General features: G+C 46.5%; 23 protein-coding genes, 1 rRNA gene and 1 riboswitch. Of the genes, 8 read left to right on the forward strand and 16 right to left on the reverse strand.

Annotation, left to right across the window (positions count from 1 at the left end; translation table 11 throughout):
- Positions 1-135: 135 nt before the first annotated feature.
- From purH to AB685_RS18165, 13 genes are all read right to left on the reverse strand, one after another.
- On the reverse strand, positions 136-1,665 hold the full coding sequence (gene purH, locus AB685_RS18105) for a bifunctional phosphoribosylaminoimidazolecarboxamide formyltransferase/IMP cyclohydrolase (protein WP_047971998.1): 1,530 nt from the start codon (positions 1,663-1,665) through the stop codon (positions 136-138).
- A complete protein-coding gene (gene purN, locus AB685_RS18110; RefSeq protein WP_047971999.1) occupies positions 1,662-2,258 on the reverse strand; it encodes a phosphoribosylglycinamide formyltransferase in 597 nt (198 codons plus the stop codon). The genes purH and purN overlap by 4 nt, the downstream gene beginning before the upstream one ends.
- Positions 2,255-3,295: a phosphoribosylformylglycinamidine cyclo-ligase gene (gene purM, locus AB685_RS18115; RefSeq protein WP_047972000.1), complete on the reverse strand. Its 1,041-nt coding sequence runs from the start codon at positions 3,293-3,295 to the stop codon at positions 2,255-2,257. The genes purN and purM overlap by 4 nt, the downstream gene beginning before the upstream one ends.
- Before the next feature lie 282 nt (positions 3,296-3,577).
- Entirely contained in the window at positions 3,578-4,993 is a 1,416-nt protein-coding gene (purF, locus tag AB685_RS18120) for an amidophosphoribosyltransferase (RefSeq protein ID WP_047972001.1), read from the reverse strand.
- Positions 4,978-7,200: a phosphoribosylformylglycinamidine synthase subunit PurL gene (gene purL / locus AB685_RS18125; RefSeq protein ID WP_047972002.1), complete on the reverse strand. Its 2,223-nt coding sequence runs from the start codon at positions 7,198-7,200 to the stop codon at positions 4,978-4,980. Before purL ends, purF begins: the two co-directional genes overlap by 16 nt.
- The gene (purQ, locus tag AB685_RS18130; protein WP_047972003.1) at positions 7,184-7,870 is read right to left on the reverse strand and encodes a phosphoribosylformylglycinamidine synthase subunit PurQ; all 687 of its coding nucleotides are present in this window, start codon (positions 7,868-7,870) and stop codon (positions 7,184-7,186) included. Before purQ ends, purL begins: the two co-directional genes overlap by 17 nt.
- Positions 7,867-8,121 carry a phosphoribosylformylglycinamidine synthase subunit PurS gene (purS, locus tag AB685_RS18135; RefSeq protein WP_047972004.1) on the reverse strand — a complete coding sequence of 85 codons (255 nt, stop codon included), beginning with the start codon at positions 8,119-8,121 and terminating at the stop codon, positions 7,867-7,869. The genes purQ and purS overlap by 4 nt, the downstream gene beginning before the upstream one ends.
- Complete coding sequence (purC, locus tag AB685_RS18140; protein ID WP_277814298.1) at positions 8,114-8,839, reverse strand: phosphoribosylaminoimidazolesuccinocarboxamide synthase; 726 nt, start codon at positions 8,837-8,839, stop codon at positions 8,114-8,116. The genes purS and purC overlap by 8 nt, the downstream gene beginning before the upstream one ends.
- A 362-nt stretch (positions 8,840-9,201) precedes the next feature.
- On the reverse strand, positions 9,202-10,494 hold the full coding sequence (gene purB / locus AB685_RS18145; RefSeq protein WP_047972005.1) for an adenylosuccinate lyase: 1,293 nt from the start codon (positions 10,492-10,494) through the stop codon (positions 9,202-9,204).
- Positions 10,491-11,645: a 5-(carboxyamino)imidazole ribonucleotide synthase gene (purK, locus tag AB685_RS18150; RefSeq protein ID WP_047972006.1), complete on the reverse strand. Its 1,155-nt coding sequence runs from the start codon at positions 11,643-11,645 to the stop codon at positions 10,491-10,493. The genes purB and purK overlap by 4 nt, the downstream gene beginning before the upstream one ends.
- Positions 11,629-12,117 carry a 5-(carboxyamino)imidazole ribonucleotide mutase gene (gene purE / locus AB685_RS18155; RefSeq protein ID WP_047972007.1) on the reverse strand — a complete coding sequence of 163 codons (489 nt, stop codon included), beginning with the start codon at positions 12,115-12,117 and terminating at the stop codon, positions 11,629-11,631. Before purE ends, purK begins: the two co-directional genes overlap by 17 nt.
- Before the next feature lie 446 nt (positions 12,118-12,563).
- Positions 12,564-12,666, reverse strand: a riboswitch (purine riboswitch).
- Positions 12,667-12,781: 115 nt separating this feature from the next.
- A complete protein-coding gene (locus tag AB685_RS18160) occupies positions 12,782-12,988 on the reverse strand; it encodes an NETI motif-containing protein (protein WP_047972008.1) in 207 nt (68 codons plus the stop codon).
- Complete coding sequence (locus AB685_RS18165; RefSeq protein WP_198530542.1) at positions 12,952-13,506, reverse strand: DUF5698 domain-containing protein; 555 nt, start codon at positions 13,504-13,506, stop codon at positions 12,952-12,954. Before AB685_RS18165 ends, AB685_RS18160 begins: the two co-directional genes overlap by 37 nt.
- 210 nt (positions 13,507-13,716) lie before the next feature.
- Between AB685_RS18165 and AB685_RS18170 the strand changes: the two genes are divergently transcribed.
- On the forward strand, positions 13,717-15,255 hold the full coding sequence (locus AB685_RS18170; protein ID WP_047972010.1) for a BCCT family transporter: 1,539 nt from the start codon (positions 13,717-13,719) through the stop codon (positions 15,253-15,255).
- 83 nt (positions 15,256-15,338) lie between these two features.
- On the opposite strand, the gene AB685_RS18175 is transcribed toward AB685_RS18170, so the two are convergent.
- The gene (locus tag AB685_RS18175; RefSeq protein WP_047972011.1) at positions 15,339-16,586 is read right to left on the reverse strand and encodes an MFS transporter; all 1,248 of its coding nucleotides are present in this window, start codon (positions 16,584-16,586) and stop codon (positions 15,339-15,341) included.
- 279 nt (positions 16,587-16,865) lie between these two features.
- Here AB685_RS18175 and AB685_RS18180 point away from each other — a divergent pair, with 279 nt between their 5' ends.
- The 7 genes from AB685_RS18180 to AB685_RS18210 all read left to right on the forward strand — a co-directional run bounded on the left by AB685_RS18180 (position 16,866) and on the right by AB685_RS18210 (position 20,475).
- A complete protein-coding gene (locus tag AB685_RS18180) occupies positions 16,866-17,345 on the forward strand; it encodes an Hsp20/alpha crystallin family protein (RefSeq protein WP_047972012.1) in 480 nt (159 codons plus the stop codon).
- Between the two features lie 171 nt (positions 17,346-17,516).
- Complete coding sequence (sigY, locus tag AB685_RS18185) at positions 17,517-18,056, forward strand: RNA polymerase sigma factor SigY (RefSeq protein ID WP_047972013.1); 540 nt, start codon at positions 17,517-17,519, stop codon at positions 18,054-18,056.
- Positions 18,049-18,384 (forward strand): YxlC family protein, encoded by a 336-nt coding sequence (locus tag AB685_RS18190; protein ID WP_047972014.1) that lies wholly within the window; start codon positions 18,049-18,051, stop codon positions 18,382-18,384. Before sigY ends, AB685_RS18190 begins: the two co-directional genes overlap by 8 nt.
- Positions 18,381-18,602 carry a hypothetical protein gene (locus AB685_RS18195; protein ID WP_053073876.1) on the forward strand — a complete coding sequence of 74 codons (222 nt, stop codon included), beginning with the start codon at positions 18,381-18,383 and terminating at the stop codon, positions 18,600-18,602. Before AB685_RS18190 ends, AB685_RS18195 begins: the two co-directional genes overlap by 4 nt.
- Positions 18,602-18,793, forward strand: coding sequence for a PLDc N-terminal domain-containing protein (locus tag AB685_RS18200; protein WP_047972015.1), 192 nt, complete (start codon positions 18,602-18,604; stop codon positions 18,791-18,793). Before AB685_RS18195 ends, AB685_RS18200 begins: the two co-directional genes overlap by 1 nt.
- Before the next feature lie 12 nt (positions 18,794-18,805).
- Positions 18,806-19,702, forward strand: a complete 897-nt coding sequence (locus AB685_RS18205; RefSeq protein ID WP_047972016.1) for an ABC transporter ATP-binding protein — start codon at positions 18,806-18,808, stop codon at positions 19,700-19,702.
- A complete protein-coding gene (locus AB685_RS18210) occupies positions 19,699-20,475 on the forward strand; it encodes an ABC transporter permease subunit (RefSeq protein WP_047972017.1) in 777 nt (258 codons plus the stop codon). Before AB685_RS18205 ends, AB685_RS18210 begins: the two co-directional genes overlap by 4 nt.
- A gap of 34 nt (positions 20,476-20,509) precedes the next feature.
- On the opposite strand, the gene AB685_RS18215 is transcribed toward AB685_RS18210, so the two are convergent.
- The gene (locus tag AB685_RS18215) at positions 20,510-21,046 is read right to left on the reverse strand and encodes a topology modulation protein (protein WP_047972018.1); all 537 of its coding nucleotides are present in this window, start codon (positions 21,044-21,046) and stop codon (positions 20,510-20,512) included.
- Positions 21,047-21,845: 799 nt separating this feature from the next.
- A 5S ribosomal RNA gene (rrf, locus tag AB685_RS18220) occupies positions 21,846-21,962 on the reverse strand.
- Positions 21,963-22,115 lie beyond the last annotated feature (153 nt).

The raw sequence follows: 22,115 nt of genomic DNA on the forward strand, positions 1-22,115 counted from the left end.
GCCTCCTCGCTGCGCTGTGGGGTCTCAAGTCTACCGCTACCTCCCGCTGGAGTCTCACACCTTGCACTTCAGTCAGCAGGGGAAAGCTGGTTATTCTGTGGTAATCCCGTTTTCAATACTTATGAACACATACCATCAATGCTTAAAATGTCTCATCCCCGTGAATACCATCGTAATCCCGTATTCGTCTGCTTTATTGATGGAATCCTCGTCTTTGATGGAACCGCCTGGCTGGATGATTGCTGTGACGCCGGCTTTTGCAGCTGCCTCCACTGTATCGTTCATCGGGAAGAATGCATCCGATCCTAGTGCGGAACCTACTGCTTTTTCGCCAGCCTGCTCGATGGCAATTTTCGCTGCACCGACACGGTTCATCTGTCCTGCACCGACGCCGACTGTTTGGCCGCCTTTTGTAAGAACAATTGCATTGGACTTCACATGCTTGACGACTTTCCAAGCAAGCTTCAAGTCTGCCCATTCTTGCTCTGTCGGCTCACGCTTTGTTGGAACGGTGATTGTTGCCTCATCAAATCCTGCCTGGTCTTCATCCTGCACCAAAACGCCTCCGCGGACTGAAACCATTCGGGATTGCATAACGTCTTCCCCGTTCATATCGACCAACAACAGACGGAGATTCTTCTTCTGCTTCAATACAGTCAATGCATCTTCACTAAAGGACGGTGCAATGACAATCTCCAAAAATAGTTCATGTAACAGTTCTGCCGTTTCCTTATCCACTTCCGTATTGAAGGCGATGATGCCACCGAAAATGGACACCGGATCGGCTTTATACGCACGACGGTAAGCTTCCACCGTCGTTTCACCTGTTCCCACTCCGCATGGGTTCATATGTTTTACGGCCACTACTGTCGGGTCTTTGAATTCTTTTACAATTTGCAGCGCCGTGTCTGCATCATTGATGTTGTTGTAGGATAGTTCTTTTCCGTGCAGCTGCTCTGCAGAAGCAATCGAGAATTCGGATGCTAAAGGAGTTTGGTAAAAAGCTGCCTGTTGATGCGGATTTTCGCCGTAGCGAAGGCCTTGTTTTTTCTCAAACGTAACGGTCAACGACTCAGGGTGCTTCTCTTCCACCGCTTCTGTTAAGTAATTCGAAATCATCGCATCATAAGCCGCTGTATGGCGGAACACTTTTGCAGCTAGACGGCGGCGCGTTGCAACTTCCACTTTCCCGCTCTCTTTAAGCTCGGAAATTACTCCTTCGTAATCTGCTGGATCCACGAGTACCGCAACATCCTTATGGTTTTTTGCCGCAGAACGAAGCATTGTCGGTCCGCCGATGTCGATATTTTCAATTGCATCTTCAAATGTGGAATCTGCTTTTGAGATCGTTTCTTTGAATGGGTACAGATTCACCACAACTAGATCAATCGGGGTAATTCCGTGCTCCTCTAGCTGCGCTTTGTGACTTTCGCTGTCACGCATTGCCAATAACCCACCGTGGATCATCGGGTGCAAGGTTTTCACTCGGCCATCAAGGATTTCTGGAAATCCTGTCACCTCAGAAATGCCGATTACCTTCACACCGTTATCCTGCAAAACTTTCTTTGTACCGCCGGTGGAAATAACCTCTACACCTAGGTCCACTAATTGCTGTACAAATGGGACGATGCCCTCTTTATTGGAAACACTCACTAATGCTCTCATCTTATCGCTGCCTCTCCTTTGACTGAAAAAAGTTGTTGTAAGGTTTTTGGGTAAAATATATGTTCCACTTCATGGATTTTCTTCTCTAGCATTTCTCGCGTATCATCCACTTCGACTTCAATCGCCTGTTGTGCTATGATCGGTCCGGTATCCATGCCTTCATCGACAAAATGAATGGTCACTCCTGTGAGTTTCACACCATACTCCAATGATTGACCAACTGCATCCAAGCCTGGAAACGCTGGCAAAAGGGATGGGTGGATGTTGACGATTCGCCCTTTAAAAGCACTCAACAGTGTCGGCCCAATAAGGCGCATATAGCCTGCAAGCACGATAAAATCAATCTTATATCGATTTAATTCCTCGATTATGTGCGTTTCAATATCCTCTTTATTCCGGTAGCTTTTTGGTGCAAATGTAAAATACGGTATGTCTGCCCTCGTCGCACGTTCGACCACAAATGCTCCTGGTCTATCACAAATAAGCAATGCCGGAGTGGCTTCTAATTCCCCTTTATGGCAAGCGTCCGTTAACGCTTGAAAATTGGAGCCGCTCCCTGAGGCAAAAATGGCGATTCTCTTTCTCGTTGTCATCGGATTTCTCCACCGCCGAACGTGATCCCCTCGCCCTCTTTTACACGACCAATTAAGTAAGCCTTCTCCCCGTTGGATTCCAGAATACGTACAACCTCAGGAAGGATTTCTTCGTTGATGGCAAGCACCATGCCAATTCCCATGTTGAAAATGTTGAACATTTCCTTGCGGTTGAGCTCACCAACCTTTTGCAAGAAGTCAAAAATCGGTGGGATTGGCCATGTGCCATAATCCACTTCGGCTTGAAGACCTTCAGGAAGCATGCGCGGGATGTTCTCGATGAATCCGCCGCCAGTTATATGGGCCATGCCGTTGATGTCGAATTTTTTCAGGACTTCTAAGATCGGTTTTACATAGATTTTCGTAGGCGTCAGAAGCTCTTCACCAAGTGTCCGATTCAAACCTTCGTATTTCGTGTTCAGGTCCAATTGGCCTTTTTCGAATACGATTTTACGGACAAGCGAGTAGCCGTTGCTGTGGATACCGCTAGAGCTGAGTCCGATCAGGACGTTACCTGGTTTGATATTCTCACCAGTGATAAGGCGCTCTTTTTCCACCACACCTACCGTGAATCCGGCCAGGTCGTACTCGGTGTCGTCATACATTCCCGGCATTTCCGCTGTTTCACCGCCGACTAAAGCACAGCCTGCCTGTTCGCAGCCATCCGCAATCCCTTTTACGATATTCTCGATTCGCTTCGGGACCGCTTTGCCGCATGCAATATAATCGAGAAAATAAAGCGGCTCCGCTCCCTGTACCACGACATCGTTGACACACATCGCAACTGCATCCATCCCGATCGTGTCATGTTTATCGAGTTGGAAAGCGAGCATCAGCTTTGTGCCGACACCGTCCGTACCGGAAACGAGCACCGGGTTCTTTACATTCACTGCTGATAGGTCGAATAGGCCTCCAAATCCGCCGAGACCTCCCATCACCTCTGGCCTCATTGTTCTAGCCACGTGCTTTTTCATACGCGTTACCGCTTCATAGCCCGCTTCTAAATCTACACCCGCTTGCTTGTATGCATTTGCCATATGTGTCGTGTCTCCCTTCCAATGGAAAAGCGACGAATCTTTGGAATCCCGCCGCTTTTTTGTTAGCTCTTTTCGTAAAATTTGTTGCTGTATCGCACACTCAAATTAACCGTTATATTACTTACTGTCGTGCTCTTTTCCCCGTTCTCCGAAAGATACTACTTGCGATTTTTAGCATATAAGCAGTAAAAAGTCCAATTGCCGACTTTTTACAAGTGCTTAGCAACAATCTTTGAGAAAAGAGCTTTTTTGTTAGCTCTTTTGAAAATAGGTAATTTATATTCAGCACTTCTCATGCGGCAGCACCGTGTCCGGATAAATTTCCGTTGGATACTTGCCGGTAAAGCATGCCATGCATTGTCCACGGGTTTCCCCGTCAAACGGACGGTCGATCGCTTCGACCGTGCCGGAAGGACTCAAGAATGCCAACGAATCCGCTCCGATGATCTCGCGCATCTCCTCCACGGAATGGGAAGAGGCAATCAGTTCCTCGTGGCTTGATGTGTCGATTCCATAGAAACAAGGATTCTTGATTGGCGGTGAACTGATGCGCACATGCACCTCGGTTGCACCGGCATCACGAAGCATCCGGACAATCCGTCTGCTTGTTGTTCCGCGCACGATCGAATCGTCTACCATCACAACACGTTTTCCTTCTACGACACCACGGACAGGAGAAAGCTTCATCTTTACACCCTGCTCACGCAATGCCTGGGAAGGCTGGATAAATGTTCGGCCAACATATCTATTTTTAATAAGGCCAAGCTCATAAGGAATTCCTGAGAACTCCGCATAGCCGATTGCTGCCGAAATACTGGAATCCGGTACCCCTGTTATCACATCTGCTTCAATCGGTGACTCCATCGCCAACTGTTTCCCAAGACTTTTACGGGCAGTATGGACATTGATGCCGTCAATATTGCTGTCCGGCCTGGAAAAATAGATGTATTCCATGCTGCACATCGCGCGCTGCGTGTGCATCGTAAAGCGCTCGGAATGCAAACCGCCATTGTCGATGATCAAAAGCTCACCAGGCTCGATGTCGCGAATGAACTCGGCACCCACCACATCAAACGCACAGGTTTCAGATGCCACTACATAGGCGTCATTTAGCTTACCAAGTGACAAAGGTCGCAATCCGTTCGGATCGAGCGCGACCATCATTTCTGTTTCAGTCATGATTAAAAATGCATATGCACCCTTTAGCATGGACAGAGCATTTTTCACCCGGTCCTTCAATAAAGTATATCCGCTTCTTTTAATAAGGTGGGCAAGCACTTCGGTGTCTGATGTTGTTTGTAAAATACTTCCCATCGTTTCAAGCTGATGCTTTAATGCATTTGCATTTACGAGATTTCCGTTGTGTGCAAGTGCAAGACTGCCAGATTGCGAGTGGAACAATAAGGGCTGCACGTTTTCAAATCCGCCGCCACCAGCTGTTGCGTATCGTACATGACCGATGGCTGCTTTTCCTGCTCCCATCTCTTGCAATCTACCATTACCGAACACTTCGTTCACAAGGCCCTCCCCTTTGACCGTTGCAAGCTTCTCCCCATCAGTTGTGACAATTCCAGCGCCTTCCTGGCCACGGTGCTGCAGGCTATGCAATCCGTAATAAGTGATTTGGGAGGCCTCGGGATGTCCCCAGATCCCGAACACCCCACATTCCTCGTTTAAGCCTTTCAGTTCAGCAAGCATGGAATAGCTCCTTTCCAAGCAACCCGAAGGTCGTCCACGGACATGTGAATTGCGACTTCACGTGATGCCGATTCAATATGGAGATTACCTGTCGGTGTGACACTTCCTATAAGTCTCGCATCCGACACAGCCGCCTCAAATGCTTCCTGGTTTTCCGGACGAACGGAAACGACAAATCGGGATTGTGTTTCACTAAATAGCGCAGAGGTCATTTCACCCTCAAGTGTCACTGTCACTCCTAAGCCACTAGCGCCAATCGCACTTTCCGCAAGCGCCACGCCTACCCCACCTTCCGATACATCATGCGCGGATGCCACTAAACCAGTGCGAATCGCTGCCAAGAGCTGCGCCTGGCGTCTGGCTTCCACATCCAAATCAATGGCAGGCGCCTTACCGAAAATCTTGCCGTACGTAAGCTTCTGCAGCTCACTTCCGCCAAATTCAGAACCTGTTTCCCCGATTACATAAATCAGATCGCCTTCGTTTTTAAACTCCTGGGTTGTCACATGCTTCAAATCATCTATCAATCCGACCATGCCGACTACAGGCGTCGGGTACACGGCCACACCGTTCGTTTCGTTATATAAGGATACATTCCCACCGATTACCGGGGATTCAAGCTTGCGACACGCAGCACTCATGCCGTCTGTCGCTTTCTCGATTTGCCAGAAGATCTCCGGCTTCTCAGGATTCCCGAAGTTCAGGCAGTCTGTGATTGCCAACGGCTTTGCACCAGAACAGACGATATTACGTGCCGCTTCCGCCACCGCGATCATGCCACCAACTTCCGGATCCAAATAAAGATAACGGGAATTACAGTCGGTTGTCATCGCCAATGCTTTTTCCGTTCCACGAATACGCACTACCGCTGCATCGGAACCTGGCACCACCACTGTGTTTGTACGGACCTGATAGTCATACTGATCATACACCCACTCTTTGCTTGCGATGGTTGGCTGCTTCAATAAAGCCTCCAACGTTTTTTTATAGTCGGCAACTTCCGGTACATCTACTTCCATCTGCTGGAATTCACGATAGTATGCAGGCTCACTGGAAGGCTTGTGATAAACCGGCGCCTCCTCAGCCAGTGCATCAACTGGCACATCTGCAATCACTTCACCTTTGTGAATAAGGCGTAGTTTTTTGTCATCGGTAACTTTTCCGATTGATACAGCCTCGAGGTCATACTTAGAAACGATTGCGTGTGCTTCATGCTCACGGCCCGCTTCGACCACGATCAGCATGCGCTCCTGGGATTCGGAAAGCATCATTTCATAGCCTGTCATGCCAGTTTCACGTTGTGGCACAAGGTCCAGGTTCATTTCAATTCCGGAACCAGCTTTGGATGCCATTTCAGCAGAAGAGCTTGTCAGTCCAGCTGCACCCATGTCCTGGATTCCTACTAAGCCGTCCCATTTCACGATCTCCAAGCAAGCTTCAAGCAAGAGCTTCTCCATGAACGGATCCCCAACTTGCACTGCCGGGCGCTTCTCTTCAGATGCTTCTGATAATTCTTCTGATGCAAAAGTTGCCCCGTGAATTCCGTCGCGTCCCGTTTTTGCCCCTACGTACATGACGGTATTGCCGACACCTTTCGCTTGCCCTTTTTTAATATCTTCATGATTGATCAGCCCTACACACATCGCGTTTACAAGGGGGTTGCCATCATAGGCAGGGTCGAATTGGATCTCGCCGCCAACTGTTGGGATGCCCACACAGTTTCCGTAGCCGGCGATACCTGCCACCACTTCTTCAAACAAATATTTCACGCGCGGAGTTGTCAGTTCTCCAAAGCGCAGAGAATTTAATAACGCAATCGGACGTGCGCCCATCGAAAAGACGTCACGGATAATTCCGCCGACACCAGTTGCCGCCCCTTGATAAGGCTCAATGGCAGACGGGTGGTTATGACTCTCGATTTTGAATACGACAGCCTGATTGTCCCCGATGTCCACAATTCCTGCACCTTCCCCAGGACCCTGCAATACTTTCGGCCCTTCTGTCGGGAATTTTCGCAGTACTGGTTTGGAATTCTTATAGCTGCAATGCTCGGACCACATAACCGAAAATAATCCGGTTTCCGTGTAGTTCGGCAGACGCCCAAGAATTTTTTCTACCATTAGGAACTCTTCATCGTTTAGTCCCATTTCACGGTAAATACCTTCCGCTTTGATCATCTCTGGATTTGGTTCAAGAAGTAACGACATGTGATTCCCTCCAATTACGAACGATAGATTGAAAGAGTTTGAGTCCGTCAGCACTGCCTAACAGCTCAGAAACCGCTCTTTCAGGGTGAGGCATCATACCAAGCACATTCCCTTTTTCATTTACAATCCCTGCAATATCATGTAGACTACCATTTGGATTATCACCATTATAGGAAAAAGCAATTTGCCCATTGCTTACTAATTCCCCTAAGGTTTTCTCATCACAATAGTAATTTCCTTCCCCATGCGCAATGGGGATGGTGATGATCTCATCTTTTTCATATCCGGATGTGAACATTGTCTCATTGTTCTCCACTTTCAATTCCACCGGACGGCACATGAACTTCAAGTCCTTGTTTCTTCTCATTGCCCCTGGAAGAAGACCTGACTCCAGCAAAATTTGAAACCCGTTGCATACACCCAAAATTGGCTTACCCGCTTCTGCAGCTTTCTGCACTTCAAGCATCACATTGGAAAAGCGTGCAATCGCACCGGAACGCAAGTAATCCCCGTAAGAAAATCCTCCTGGTAGTAAAATTCCGTCATACTCCTCCAGGTTTGTTGCATCATGCCACACATAATCTACTTCTTCCCCAAGCTCGTCTTTGATGGCATGGTACATGTCTACATCACAGTTGGAGCCTGGAAACACGATGACTGCAAATTTCACGATCCAACGACCTCCTCCACCTCATAACGAAAGTCTTCGATCACTGTATTTGCCAGTAAGCGTTCACACATTTCCTTTACAAGTACATCGAGATCACGGTCTGTTTTCGCTATTGTCAATTCAAGAAATTTTCCGATACGCACTTCCTCGACTTCTTTATATGAAAGGCTATGAAGCGAGTTTTTCACTGCTGTTCCCTGTGGATCTAAGACACTCTCTCTTAACGTCACGAACACCTTCACTTTATACATGCTGCTCTCCTCCAATACGTGCCAGTATTTTTTCGTATGCATCTGTCAGGCTTCCAAGGTTTCTGCGGAAGACATCCTTATCAAGTTTCTCATTCGTTTCCTTATCCCATAGGCGGCAAGTATCCGGTGATACCTCATCTGCCAGGATGATTCTCCCGTCACTCGTCTTGCCGAACTCCAGCTTGAAGTCCACTAATTTCAGATCCTTCTTTTCGAAAAATTCCGATAATACCACGTTGACCTTGTGCGCTACATGCCTCAAAATATCCACTTCTGCAGGTGTTGCAAGCTTCAATATCTGAACATGATCTTCTGTGATGAGCGGATCACCAAGTGAATCATCTTTATAGTAAAATTCGACAATCGGCTGTTGGAGAGGGTGGCCTTCTTCGATCCCGAGGCGTTTTGCCATGCTGCCTGCGGTGATGTTGCGTACCACGACTTCGAGTGGAATGATATCGACCTTTTTCACGAGCTGTTCTGTTTCGGACTTGCGCTCGATGAAGTGGTTTTCAATCCCTGCTTCTGTGAGCATGGAAAATAGTAAACTAGTAATCTCGTTATTCAGTCGACCTTTGCCTGTGATGTCGGCTTTTTTTTCGCCGTTGAAGGCGGTGGCGGAGTTTTTGTATTGGATCCAGACGATGTTTTCGTCTGTGGTTGAGTAGACGAGTTTTGCTTTGCCTTCGTATAGTAGTTCCAGCTTGTGCAAGGTCATGAGTATGCCTCCTATAGTGAAGAGAGTTGTGTTCTGTAAAACTCCCTGTTAATTTCCGTTGCAGGCACTTGCTTACCGCGGGCGGTCCGGGAGCCTCCTCGGCTTCGCCTGTGGGGTCTCCCCTGTCCCTTCCTCCCGCAGGAGTCTCGTGCCTTCCACTCCAATTAACAGGGGAAAGTATTAATGCAATTAGATTTATTTAAATTACGAAACAACCTAGCTTTTGATTGAAGCACAGGGCGAAGACTCCGGCGGGAGGTAGCGGAAGACTTGAGACCCCGCAACGAAGTGAGGAGGCTCAAGCACCGCCCCGCGGAAAGCGAAGCCCGGTGCGGAAATCAACAGCGGCGTTCAACCAATTTTCAAAGCCCCAATCGATCAAAAATAGTGTCAACATGTTGCAGGTGGTAGTTGTAGTCGAAGCAGTCCTCGATCTGTGCTGGTGTGAGGCGGGAAGTGATTTTCTCTTCACCTTCTACAAGCTCACGGAAGTGGACCTGCTTTTCCCAAGCTTCCATTGCTTTTGGTTGGACCGTGTCGTATGCTTCTTCACGGGACATGCCAGTGTCGATCAGTGCAAGTAGTACGCGCTGGGAGTAGATAAGCCCCAATGTGCGGTCCATGTTGCGTTTCATGTTTTCAGGGAACACCGTCAAGTTTTTAATGATGTTGCCGAAACGGTTCAGCATGTAGTTCAATGCGATGGTGCTGTCCGGTAAAATGATGCGTTCTGCAGATGAATGCGAGATATCGCGCTCATGCCAAAGTGGCACATTCTCATATGCTGTCATCATGTAGCCGCGGATTACACGTGCAAGGCCTGTCATGTTTTCCGAACCAATCGGATTGCGTTTATGAGGCATTGCCGAAGATCCTTTTTGACCTTTTGCAAAGAATTCTTCCACTTCGCGCGTTTCACTCTTCTGTAGTCCACGTACTTCCACTGCAAACTTCTCGATGGATGTTGCAATCAAGGCTAGTGTGCTCATGTAGTGGGCATGACGGTCACGCTGTAAGGTTTGTGTAGAGATAGGTGCATGTTGCAAGCCCAATTTTTCGCACACATACTCTTCTACGAACGGGTTGATGTTGGCATATGTGCCAACTGCTCCAGAAATCTTTCCGAACTCAATGCCTTCTGCTGCGTGTTTGAAGCGCTCGAGGTTACGTTTCATTTCCTCGTACCATAGAGCAAGTTTCAATCCGAAAGTTGTCGGCTCAGCGTGGACACCGTGCGTACGGCCCATCATTACCGTGTATTTATGTTCCTGTGCTTTTTCTTTTAAAATAGTGACGAAACGCTCCAAGTCTGCTTGAAGGATCACGTTCGCTTGCTTTAATTGATAAGATAACGCTGTATCAACAACGTCTGTTGAAGTTAAGCCGTAATGTACCCATTTCTTTTCTTCGCCTAATGTTTCCGAAACCGCTCTTGTAAAAGCTACCACGTCATGGCGGGTCTCGGCTTCGATTTCCTTGATGCGCTCAATATCGAATGATGCTTTTTCACGAAGCACCTTAACGTCTTCTTTCGGGATATCCCCAAGTTCTGCCCAAGCTTCACATGCCAGTATTTCTACCTCAAGCCAAGCCTGAAAACGGTTCTCCTCGGTCCAAATCGCGCCCATCTCGGGTCTTGTATAACGTTCAATCATGTTAAAATCCTCCGTTCATCTGTGTTCCATATCTGCCATGAAGCTTCTTGCTCCAAAGCCTGTTCTATTGTATCAGCTAAAATATTGATATGTCCCATTTTTCGTTTCACTTTTTTCTCATGCTTTCCGTACAGGTGAAGCTTCACATTTTCATAGTGTGGAATGTGTGTAATCGCCGCATCTACATGCTCCCCTAATAGATTAACCATAACCGCTGGCTTCCATAAGGTCGTTTTTCCAAGCGGCATCCCCGTCACTGCCCTGATGTGCTGCTCGAACTGAGAGGTTTCACAGGCATCCATCGTATAGTGACCAGAGTTGTGCGGTCTTGGTGCCAGTTCGTTTATATAAAATGTTCCGTCTTCCAGAACGAACATTTCGACCGCGAGTGTGCCTATCAGATGGAAATGCTTTGCCAATGTCATGGCGCTTTGGATGGCGTTCATCTCTAGAATCTGATCGACCCTTGCAGGTGCGATTGTTTTGTATAAAATATTTTCACGATGTTCGTTTTCTCCGACAGGGAATGCCTTGACTTCACCTGTTGTGCTACGTGCCACCACAACCGAGATCTCTTTTACAAACGGTATCCATTTTTCCAAGACACATTCACCGTGTTGGAGTAGCTTTGTAGCCTGTTCAAGCGCCGAATCGTCCTTCAGCACCACCTGGCCCTTTCCGTCATAGCCGAAGCGACACGTTTTCAGGACACTTGGGTAGCCGATTTGCTGGATAGCGGCTTGGAGCTCTTGCTTCGTCGTTACTTCCATAAAAGGTGCCACCTGAAGGCCAGCTGCTTCAATCGCCATTTTTTCGGTACCGCGGTGCTGGGTGACCTTCAACACCTCACTGCCCTGCGGCAAGTAGGCGTTCTCTTCCAACCAAGTCAGCGCTTCGTAATCGATGTTTTCAAACTCATAGGTGACGACATCTGATAATGATGCAAGTTTTTTGATGGCTTCCATGTCACTGAATGCTGCAGTGATTTCGATGTCTGCCACTTGTCCGCATGGGGAGTCAGGTGTCGGGTCGAGAACAGCAATCTTGAAGCCCATCGCTTTTGCCGAAAGGGCCATCATCCGTCCAAGTTGTCCGCCGCCGATGATGCCGATGGTAGCTGGTGGTACGATATTTTTAAACAAGCTGATCACTACTTTCTATCACTTGTTGTTCGATCTGGTCTCTTCTAGATTGAAGACGTTCGGCAGTTTGATTGTCATACGCCCCGATCATTTGTGCTGCCAGAAGCCCTGCGTTTGTCGCACCGGCTTTTCCGATAGCGACGGTTGCAACCGGTATCCCGCCTGGCATCTGGACGATGGATAGCAGGGAGTCAAGGCCGTTCAAGCTTTTCGACTGTACTGGTACGCCGATTACTGGAAGAGTGGTTTTGGCTGCTACCATTCCTGGTAAGTGTGCTGCACCACCCGCTCCTGCGATGATGACTTTTAATCCTCGTTCCCTTGCTTGTTCTGCGTAGGTGAACATCAGGTCTGGTGTGCGGTGTGCGGATACGACTTTCTTTTCGTACGGTATATGTAGTTGCTCAAGCATGTCACATGCGTGTTTCATTGTTTCCCAATCGGAAGTACTTCCCATGATCACTCCAACTAAAGCGTTCATCTTATTGCCTCCCTTTTTGTTTTGGATGGTATCTGTGTGACTCCCTGTTTCCTTTCGTTCCAGGTGTTCGCTTTCCGAGGGGCGGTTCTTGAGCCTCCTCACTTCGCTGCGGGGTCTCAAGTCTACCGCTATCTCCCTCCGGAGTCTCACACCTTGCACTTCAGTCAACAGGGTAGATTCTGTAGTACCTAGCTGTTGCTTGGAGCAAAAGGCGAAGACTCCAGCGGGGGAGTAGCGACAATCTTGAGACCCCGCAGGCAATGCCGAGGAGGTTCAAGGTCACCCCGCGGAAAGCGAAGCCATTTTGCGGAAAGCAGCAACGGCGATAACAGAAACTTTTAAAAACAGAAAAGCCCAGCATGGACTGTCCCTGTTGAAGAGGGAAAGCAGTCCATCTGGGCTTTCATCGCATAGGTAAACAAACTTAATCGCCATGAAAAACAGAGATAGTGCTAACTTCCCCTCATAGTCCGACCAATTTACGGCGGTCAGGTAGAAACTTATGGGCCATATTCCCAAAATTATATGAGGTTCATTATTTCGCTGTTTAGTTCGTTATTTATTTCGTTGGTATCTACGTTTATCTTACCGTCATTTGTCGTTGATGTCAACGAAAATCATGAACATTGCGCTCGTTTTGTCGATTAATGTTCGTATTTTGGTGTTATTTTTCCATTAACTTGCCTTCGAAAACTATTTTTCTTCCTATTGGATGTACTTCTTTATGTCCGTTTTTGACTGTTTCCTGGAAGATTGGCTCCTCCATGCGGCGGGAGGGCATGTAGCCTTCTTTTGCCATCCGGTCCAAACAGTCGTTGATGGTTTCATCTTCCATTACTTCGAATTTTCGTTTTCGCGGCGTCTTACCCATTCTTTGATTTTCCTTTCCTTCACAGCTTTTACCCAGAATCCGCCATGGATGGTTTTCGGTTCATAGGCGATGATGAATGCCTTAGGATCGTGTTCTTTGATTGCATGATACAAACTTACTTCGTATTTTCTTGGCGTTAAAATTTGCATGGCCATCCGGTCGCCTTCCAGACCATTTGCTTGCCAATTGGTCACCCCGTAGCCTTTTTCACGTAAAAGCCTTGGCAGGTCCTTATCATACTCTTTTGTGATGACATTGACCGTCGTATAGCCGAGTGCGAGCTTTTCTTCAATTTTCATCCCAACAATGACGCCAATTCCATATCCAAGTGCATAGGCGACAAGATTATGGATTTCATTAAGGTTGTCCAGCACCAAACCGAGACCCACCACATAGATGACAACCTCGACCATGCTGATCCCTGCAGCCAGATATCGCTGCCCCTTCAAGGTCAAAATCATTCTTATTGTAAAAAAAGATACATAGACAATATTGATAACTATGATGATTGCTACCATAACAAAACTGTTCTCAAGCAAAATACCTGCCTCCTAGGTGACAAATCTAGTTACTAATTCTAATGGAATCAACTATAATCTGTAAACACTTAAGATAAATTAATTGGACTAAAGTCCCAGAAGTGTTAGGATAGTATAGTTGCCGTTTTTGTAACAAATACTTTACTTATGAAAGAAGTGATGAGAAATCATAAAAGGAGTGAAAACAACATGAAGAAAGCAACACCTGTATTTATTGTTTCTATTATAGTTGCTGTCTTATTCATCATCTGGGGCGTTATTCCCGCTAGCATGCTGGGAGAAGCTGCTCTAAAGCCTGTAACTGAAGCGGTTCAAGGGTTTATCGTTAATAAGTTCGGCTGGTTCTACTTGTTGACCGCAACAGGTTTTTTACTTTTTTGCGTTATTCTTATATTCACTAAATTTGGCCGGATTAAACTTGGAAAAGATACGGACGAGCCGGACTACAATTACATCACATGGTTTGCGATGTTATTCAGTGCCGGTATGGGTATCGGATTAGTATTTTGGGGTGCTTCAGAACCGATGTATCATTTTTTCGCCCCACCGACTGGGGAAGGAGAAACCGCTGAAGCGGCCAGAGTAGCAATGCGCTATTCATTTTTCCATTGGGGATTGCACCCTTGGGCCATCTATTCTGTCATCGCTCTGGCATTAGCGTATTTCCAATTCAGAAAAGGATCGCCGGGAGTGATCAGCTCCATCTTACGACCAGTTCTTGGAGACCGGGTTGATGGCCACCTTGGTACGTTCATTAACTTTATCGCAGTGTTTGCAACCATATTCGGTGTTGCCACTTCTCTTGGTTTGGGGGCAATCCAGATCAGCGGTGGACTTTCGAGTATCACACCTGCAATCACGAACAATATCAACACTCAACTGATTGTCATCTTGGTAGTGACCGTATTATTTATGCTATCAGCACAGACCGGGTTAAACAAAGGGATTAAATACTTAAGTAACCTGAATGTCGTGCTTGCCATTTCGCTAATGTTATTCTTGCTGTTTGCAGGTCCGACCAATTTCATTATGGACTTGTTCACTACAACAGTCGGGAGCTATATTCAAAACCTTCCATCCATGAGTTTCCGCCTATTCCCATTTGAATCGGATAATTCCTGGGTTCAAGATTGGACCATCTTCTACTGGGCATGGTGGATTGCTTGGGCACCATTCGTTGGTACATTCATCGCACGGATTTCCAGAGGAAGAACCATCCGTGAGTTCTTACTTGGCGTTCTATTGGTTCCAACTGTTTTCGGTGGGTTATGGTTCTCTGTATTCGGAGGATCTGCGATATTCTTGGAGTACTTCGAGGGGATACCGATATATAGCGTTATTAACGAATCCGGAACGGAAGTTGCACTGTTTTCTGTTCTGCAGAACTATCCGCTTGGTATGATTATGTCTGGACTGGCCATATTCCTTATCTGCACATTCTTCATCACTTCAGCAGATTCGGCAACCTTTGTTCTAGGCATGCAGACAACTAACGGTAGCATGCACCCGCCAAACACCATCAAGTTCATCTGGGGTGTGATTCAATCGGCAGCAGCAGCCATTCTATTATGGACAGGTGGCCTTCAGGCGCTTCAAACCGCCTCCATCATTGCCGCCTTCCCATTCGCCATTATCATGATTCTCATGGTCTTCTCGCTCATGAAATCATTCAAAGACGAAAAATTCACCAACGTCACAAAACCGTTGAATTTGGAGAAGAAAGACTGAAATGAATAAGCAATAGAATGAGAAAACCCGCCAGGATTGGCGGGTTTTTTTAGTGCTTTAGCGTAGTGAGGGTCAGACCCTCTTTACTTCTTCATCACTTTACCATACAAAACCACAGCAGGCAGAAGCAGGATGGCGCTCAGTACCAGTGCGGTTCTGATGTAGTATCTGGTAGCGATGACACCTACAAATGGCCCCCCGAGTCCTTGACCGACCGCGTTGCCCTGGCCCATGATGGACAGGACCGTGGCACGGGATCTGCTTTCAAGTTGCTGATTAAGCCATGCCTGGTACATTGGGGCAGTAATGGATCCAATGATACCAAGCACCCAGAAACAGACTATTGCCAAATAGAAGGACGGCGTCAAAGCAAAGAAAATCATGAAAACAATCTGCCCGATTGTAAAATAGAACAGACTGTACCTGATCACCTTTGGCTGATTCACATCAAATCTCCGTTGGTACCATTCCATCGCACCGATACTGATGAGTGTCCCAACAAAATGAATGATTCCGAACCAGATTACAGAATCAAGTGAACCGATGCTCGGAAAAGTGAATGCTTCTAGTAAATGTGCCTCCCAAAGTCGATCAAATCCTTCTGAAGTAGCACCCACAAAAACGGTTACCACCAACAGCAGCACCAGAATCGGTTTGTTTTTAATAAATGATACCCCAGAAACGAATGTAGCTGACATCGCCTTCCAAGGCTTCTCGTTTGAAGATTCCACCCTCTCGAAGTTCATTTCCTTCATAAAAATACTCAAGAAGATGCCCAGAAAAATGTAAAGCATTCCCCCTACTATATAAGGAAAATTCAAAGCGATGCTTGCAAGGGCAACACTAATAATGATCCCAGCCAGACTCGCAATAAGTCGCAGCTGGTTGGTGCGGACGAAAATCTTCGCTACTGACTTTTCCCCCACCTCGTCTGTCAGCCACGCCTGATCCGCTCCGCTAAGAAAGGTCTCCCCGATTCCCCGAATGAATTCAGCGATAAGCAAAAAGCCGAAAGCGGATAGTACTCCGACAGCCAACGTGCTGCTGCCAAGGTAAGGGATGCTTCCTTCCAATAGAAAGGCCGCCCCTAAAATAAATGTCGCAATGATGATCGACAGTCTTCTGCTATAAGTGTCAGCCACTACTCCCGTCACACTCTCAAAGACAATGACGGTCAGCTCGATGGCCGTTCCAATCAGTATTAATTGAAGGGGATTCAGCCCCAATTCTTTAATGTAATAGATCGCATACGTCGTAAACATAATAGAGCTCGCAAGCGAAATAACAATATGCATGATGTAATATACATGCTTTGTTTCCAGTCTATTCATTGTTACCTACCTTCCAGCAAGCAACAACACGGTTTTAAACGCCAGTCGTCACTTGCTAATGATTATTCCCTCTGTGTTTTCGTTTAAAATCCATGTATAGTTTTTTGACATGTTTAAACACCTCCACTTCAAAATATACCATGATTTCCCTAAATTGTGTTTAAGAAGATTATCGACATGAATGGAATTAGATCTCGGCGGGAATAGGCACTTACCCACCCACTCCTGCATATTCTAATGTCAAAGAGATTGTAAACATGAAAGGAAGCGTGATTGCCGATGATGCCCTTTAATCAGTTCAAGAATATGGGAGACTGGCGCAAACAGTGGGATCAGTTCTTCGGGGACGAATTCTGGAACGGCTTTGAACCATACTTTGAAAATATGCAGACCCAGACCAATATTTACAAAAAGGAAAACGAATTACTTTGTGTCATGTGCCTGCCCGGCCTAGTGAACCCAGATCAGGTACAGCTCTTCATCCGTCCGCAACAGCTCGAAGTCCAAGGTCAAATCAACCTCAACATCCAAGGCTACGAACTCATCGAAGAAGGAATCGCCCAAGGAGACTTCCAACGCTCCTTCGAACTCCCATTCCCAGTCCGTGACGACAAAGTCGACGCCACCTACGAAAACGGCCTCCTCCTCATCCAACTCCACCGCCACATCACAAGCGACACCAAAAGGCAGGTTTATGTGCGGGGTGGAAAAAATAAGGGGTCAGACCCCTCAAGGAATTACAACGTCGACGTCGAATAATATATAAGTTAGCCTATCGTTCAATCTAAAGCCCCTTCACAAAGGGGTTTTTTTATGTTCTTCTAAGGGAGATTAAGAAAAGATGGTACTTGTAAACAAATAAAAAATAAAATGAACGCTTTCCAATCTGGGAGCGTCTTATGGTTGAACACAAAGAAAGGAGGCATCGGAGTGGAGCAAAATGAAGACATTTATCTTATACAAGAAGCAATAACGGGAGACGACGATGCCTTCACACAGCTATTTCAGAAGCACTATTCCTTTCTATATAAATACTTACTCAAACTAACTCTAAACGAAGAAACTAGCAGCGACCTGGCCCAGGAGACGATGATGAAATGTTACACCCACCTCTCCTCCTTCAAAGGGGAAGGGAAATTCTCCACCTGGATGATCTCGATCGCCTCAAGACTCTACATCGATTCCATCCGAAAAAAAGAGCGCGAGAAGAAAAAGGCTACCCGCCTCCTCCATGTTCTTTCTAGGCAACTAACCTTTCGCTCCAATTCAAACGGCATGGAGTGGAGTGACACGTTTTCGGACTTCAATCAGCTGCAACCAGAAATAAGAACACCCATTTTACTAAGACACTATTACGGGTACACCTACGAGGAAATCGGCTCGATACTCGGCATCCGGACAGGAACGGTAAAATCCAGAGTCCACAACGGAATCAATACACTAAGAAAGGAGTGGGACCGTGATGAATAAACAGGATAAAAAAGAAAACGACCTCTTATCAAAGCTACACAAGGACTGGAAGCAACTAGATGAGCTAGGGTCACCTCCTATGCCTTCAGCTCAGCAGCTGCAAGAACAACTGCAAATGGCGAAAACGGCAAAACGGAAAGCCTTCCAAAAAGAGCTAGGCATCTTTCTCATCACTGCGCTCCTCATTTTAGCCGCCTTTACAACGGCAATGTTACAGGCGCCGATGCTGTTTATCATCATCCAAGCGTCCGCACTCGTCATCGCACCGATCATCTATTACTTGCTGCAAAAAAACAGAAGTAAACAGGAAGGAAGCATTCCATCATGACACCGGAAAAGCTGGACCAACTATACACTATACTCCCTTGGCTCATTCCTGTTCTGCTGACCCAAAGCATCCTACTGTTCATTGACGCCAAAAAGAAGGGCAGCTACGCATGGTTCTGGGGAATCTGGGGGCTGATACAGTTCCCACTCCCTACTGTGTTCTATCTGATTTTCGTGCTTTATCCACATCAAAAAAGACAAAAGAGGAGAGGTTTATAATGGAAAACATCAACTGGTCACTTGCAACACCATTAATTGTCCTGCAGCTTATCTTAATGACAACAGCATTAGTCAGCCTCAGCCGCCAGGAAAAAACAACCGGGCCGAAATGGGTTTGGATTCTCATCATTCTTTTCATCACCACCATCGGCCCAATCCTCTACTTTATCATTGGCCGAAAAAACGATTAAGGAGCGAGCGGCATGTTACTTGAGATCAACCACCTAACCAAATCATATAAGCAACACCAAGCAGTCAAAGGCATTTCTTTTCAAATAGAAAAAGGGACCTGTGTCGCACTGCTCGGCCCAAACGGCGCCGGGAAAACGACCTCCCTGCAAATGCTGGCCGGACTACTCACCCCAACTTCCGGCACCATCCAATTTGCAGAAAACAAGGGAAAGGATTATCGTCATCAGATCGGGTTCCTTCCACAGCACCCATCCTTTTTTTCCTGGATGACACCAAAGGAATTCTTACAGTTTGCAGGTAAACTCTCTCATCTCCCGAAGCCACAACTTAAAGCGAAAATTGAGGAGACACTGGAGTTTGTCAGCCTAACAGACGTGAAAAACAAACGAATAGGAGGCTTTTCCGGTGGTATGAAACAGCGGCTTGGCCTTGCTCAAGCCCTTCTGCATGATCCGGAACTCCTAATACTTGATGAGCCTGTTTCAGCCCTGGATCCTGACGGAAGACGTGATGTCCTGAAAATCCTGACCCAACTGAAAAGTCGTATGACGATTCTCTTTTCCACCCATGTCCTTCACGATGCAGAGCAAGTCTGTGATTCTGTCATCATGCTGAAAAACGGTCAAATCAAATGGAACGGAAGCCTTGATTCCCTAAAGTCCGAACACACCACCTCTGCACTGAAAATAAAGACGGAAGAGTCACTCACAGGCAAGTTGGACGGAATTCACGATGTTGACTCCATCGATTACACTGACAGTCACACAGCAACCATCTATGTAAACGAAGCTACCTTCCGAGCAAATAATATTTTAACGAGACTACTAGAAAACAAGCTGACACTAATACATTATGAAAAAATGCAAGACTCACTTGAGGACGCATATATGAAGGTGATGAACCGATGAGAAACTTTATAACCCTGTTTACAAAAGAAATGCAAGAAAGCATGCGTAACGGAAAATGGATCTGGCTGCCTATAGTGATCATGATCATCGGAATAACCCAGCCACTCACCAGCTACTATATGCCACAAATCATTGAATCAGCCGGAAACCTTCCGGAAGGCGCAGTCATCGAAATCCCTATCCCATCCGGAGAAGAGGTCCTTGCAGGAACACTTGGACAATATGGGACGATAGCCACTCTGCTTTTCGTGCTTGCTTCCATGAGTGCCATTTCCATTGAACGCCAAAACGGCTCTCTAACACTCGTCATGGCCCGCCCTGTCCAGCCCGCTCAGTACATTCTCAGCAAATGGGCTGCACAGCTTGTCATCGCCCTAGTATCACTGCTACTAAGCTACTTGCTGACCTGGTACTATACAAATCTGCTTTTCAACACAGTAGACTGGAGAATCATGCTGGCAAGCCTTGGCGTCTACAGCTTATGGATTTTGTTGATTATCTCAGTCACCATTTTTGCAGGGACTTTGCTCCGCACCTCAGGAGGCATTGCCGGTGTCAGCGTATCTTTCCTTGCACTATTGACTGTATCCACCGGACTCTTCACCAAATTCATGGAATGGAGCCCAGCAAAGCTTCGTGAACACGCTACCTCCATTCTCATGCAAGGGGAGCTTCTAGAAAACGGCTTACTCGTCATTTCAGCAACACTCTGCCTTTCTCTTCTCCTTGTAATATTAGCAACCTTTAATTTTAAGAGATTCGAACAGTTTTAACCTATAAAAAAAAGAGTAGCCACTGGTCCTTAACCTAAGAAACCGAGCTACTCTTTGATCTTTCTATCTGTTGTAAAAAGTATTCTATTGCTTCCTTCCCCTTCAACCTTACTACCAGCTTGTCTTCTTGATAAAAATCCAACCTCTTCTTCATCGCTTTCTTCCTTGCCCGGTAAGTGGTGATAATAAACTTGAGGAAACTCCATTCCATTCTCTCGGTACACTCTCCTCCAAGATCGGGACGCCTTTTCCCAAGATTAGTCAGCCATCTCTTTATCACGCGGTACAAACAAACACGTAACGGAAGCTCCAAATAAATAATCGTATCCGCTTTTTCAGCCCTTATATCAAAAGTAGCGGTATAGTTCCCTTCTACAATCCAGGAATTGTTTTTCTTTATCATTTCCTGCTGTGCATTTGTGAACTCCTCCAAACTCGCCTCCACCCAGCCCGACTTCCAAAAGAACGCATCCAGATGAAATACATCTATATCTAACGCCTTCCCAAGCCTGTTGGCAAACGTGGATTTCCCTACTCCTGCTGACGCCCCAATTACCATAATACGCTTCATGTATGGACATTCTCCCTTTTTAAGTAGACTCTATATTTAGATTATTTAGTATAGAGGATTGGGACTGGAAAATCTAGAGAGATTTAAGTGATGAAGGACTTTTTAATGGGGAATTTGGGCATCAAAGCGTGTTTATTGAGGAGATGAAGTACTTTTCGGTGAAGATTTTCACTCCAAAGTGTCTTCATTACACTGATTAAGGGCTTTTACACACTAAATCTTTGCTATAGATCTGGCCAGTTTTGATTTTATAAGCCAAGTTTTCAATTTATAAGCTAAGTTTCATTTTTATAATCCAACTTTTCATTTTATAAGCCAACTCGCACTATATAAATGCCATTCGACACCAACTGGCAAAAACCGCCCCTCCTCCAAGTCACACTTACTCTCCCTATCTACCCACCCACAGCCAGTATTTCAAAACACAAAAAAACCAGCGCCTAATTTAATAAGCACTGGTCTCTTTCATTTGCCTGGCAACGTCCTACTCTCACAGGGGGAGATCCCCCAACTACCATCGGCGCCGCAGAGCTTAACTTTCGTGTTCTAGGCGGCTTCATAGGAGCGGCGCATCTCTTCGTCAGCTCGGTCGGTCCGGTCCTCGTGTACCCGATGAACGTACACTCCGGTCCTCCCTCTGTCGCTTCTTTGACCTGCTTGCTCCTCTGAACCCGCCACTCGAACATATGTTATCCAAAAAAGAACGTCGATTATTCTACCTAGTTGACCTTACGGTCATCAATCATGAAAACACAAAAAAACCAGCGCCTAATTTAATAAGCACTGGTCTTTCTCATTTGCCTGGCAACGTCCTACTCTCACAGGGGGAGATCCCCCAACTACCATCGGCGCTGAAGAGCTTAACTTCCGTGTTCGGTATGGGAACGGGTGTGGCCTCTTCGCCATCATTACCAGACATATTCAGTTGAAGGTTGATCCTTCAAAACTAGATAATGTGTTCATATCAAGGTATTCCTATCGTTCAAATGTTTTGGGTTAAGTCCTCGATCGATTAGTATTCGTCAGCTGCACGTGTCGCCACGCTTCCACCTCGAACCTATCTACCTGA

The sequence above is a fragment of the Bacillus sp. LL01 genome, assembly GCF_001037965.1.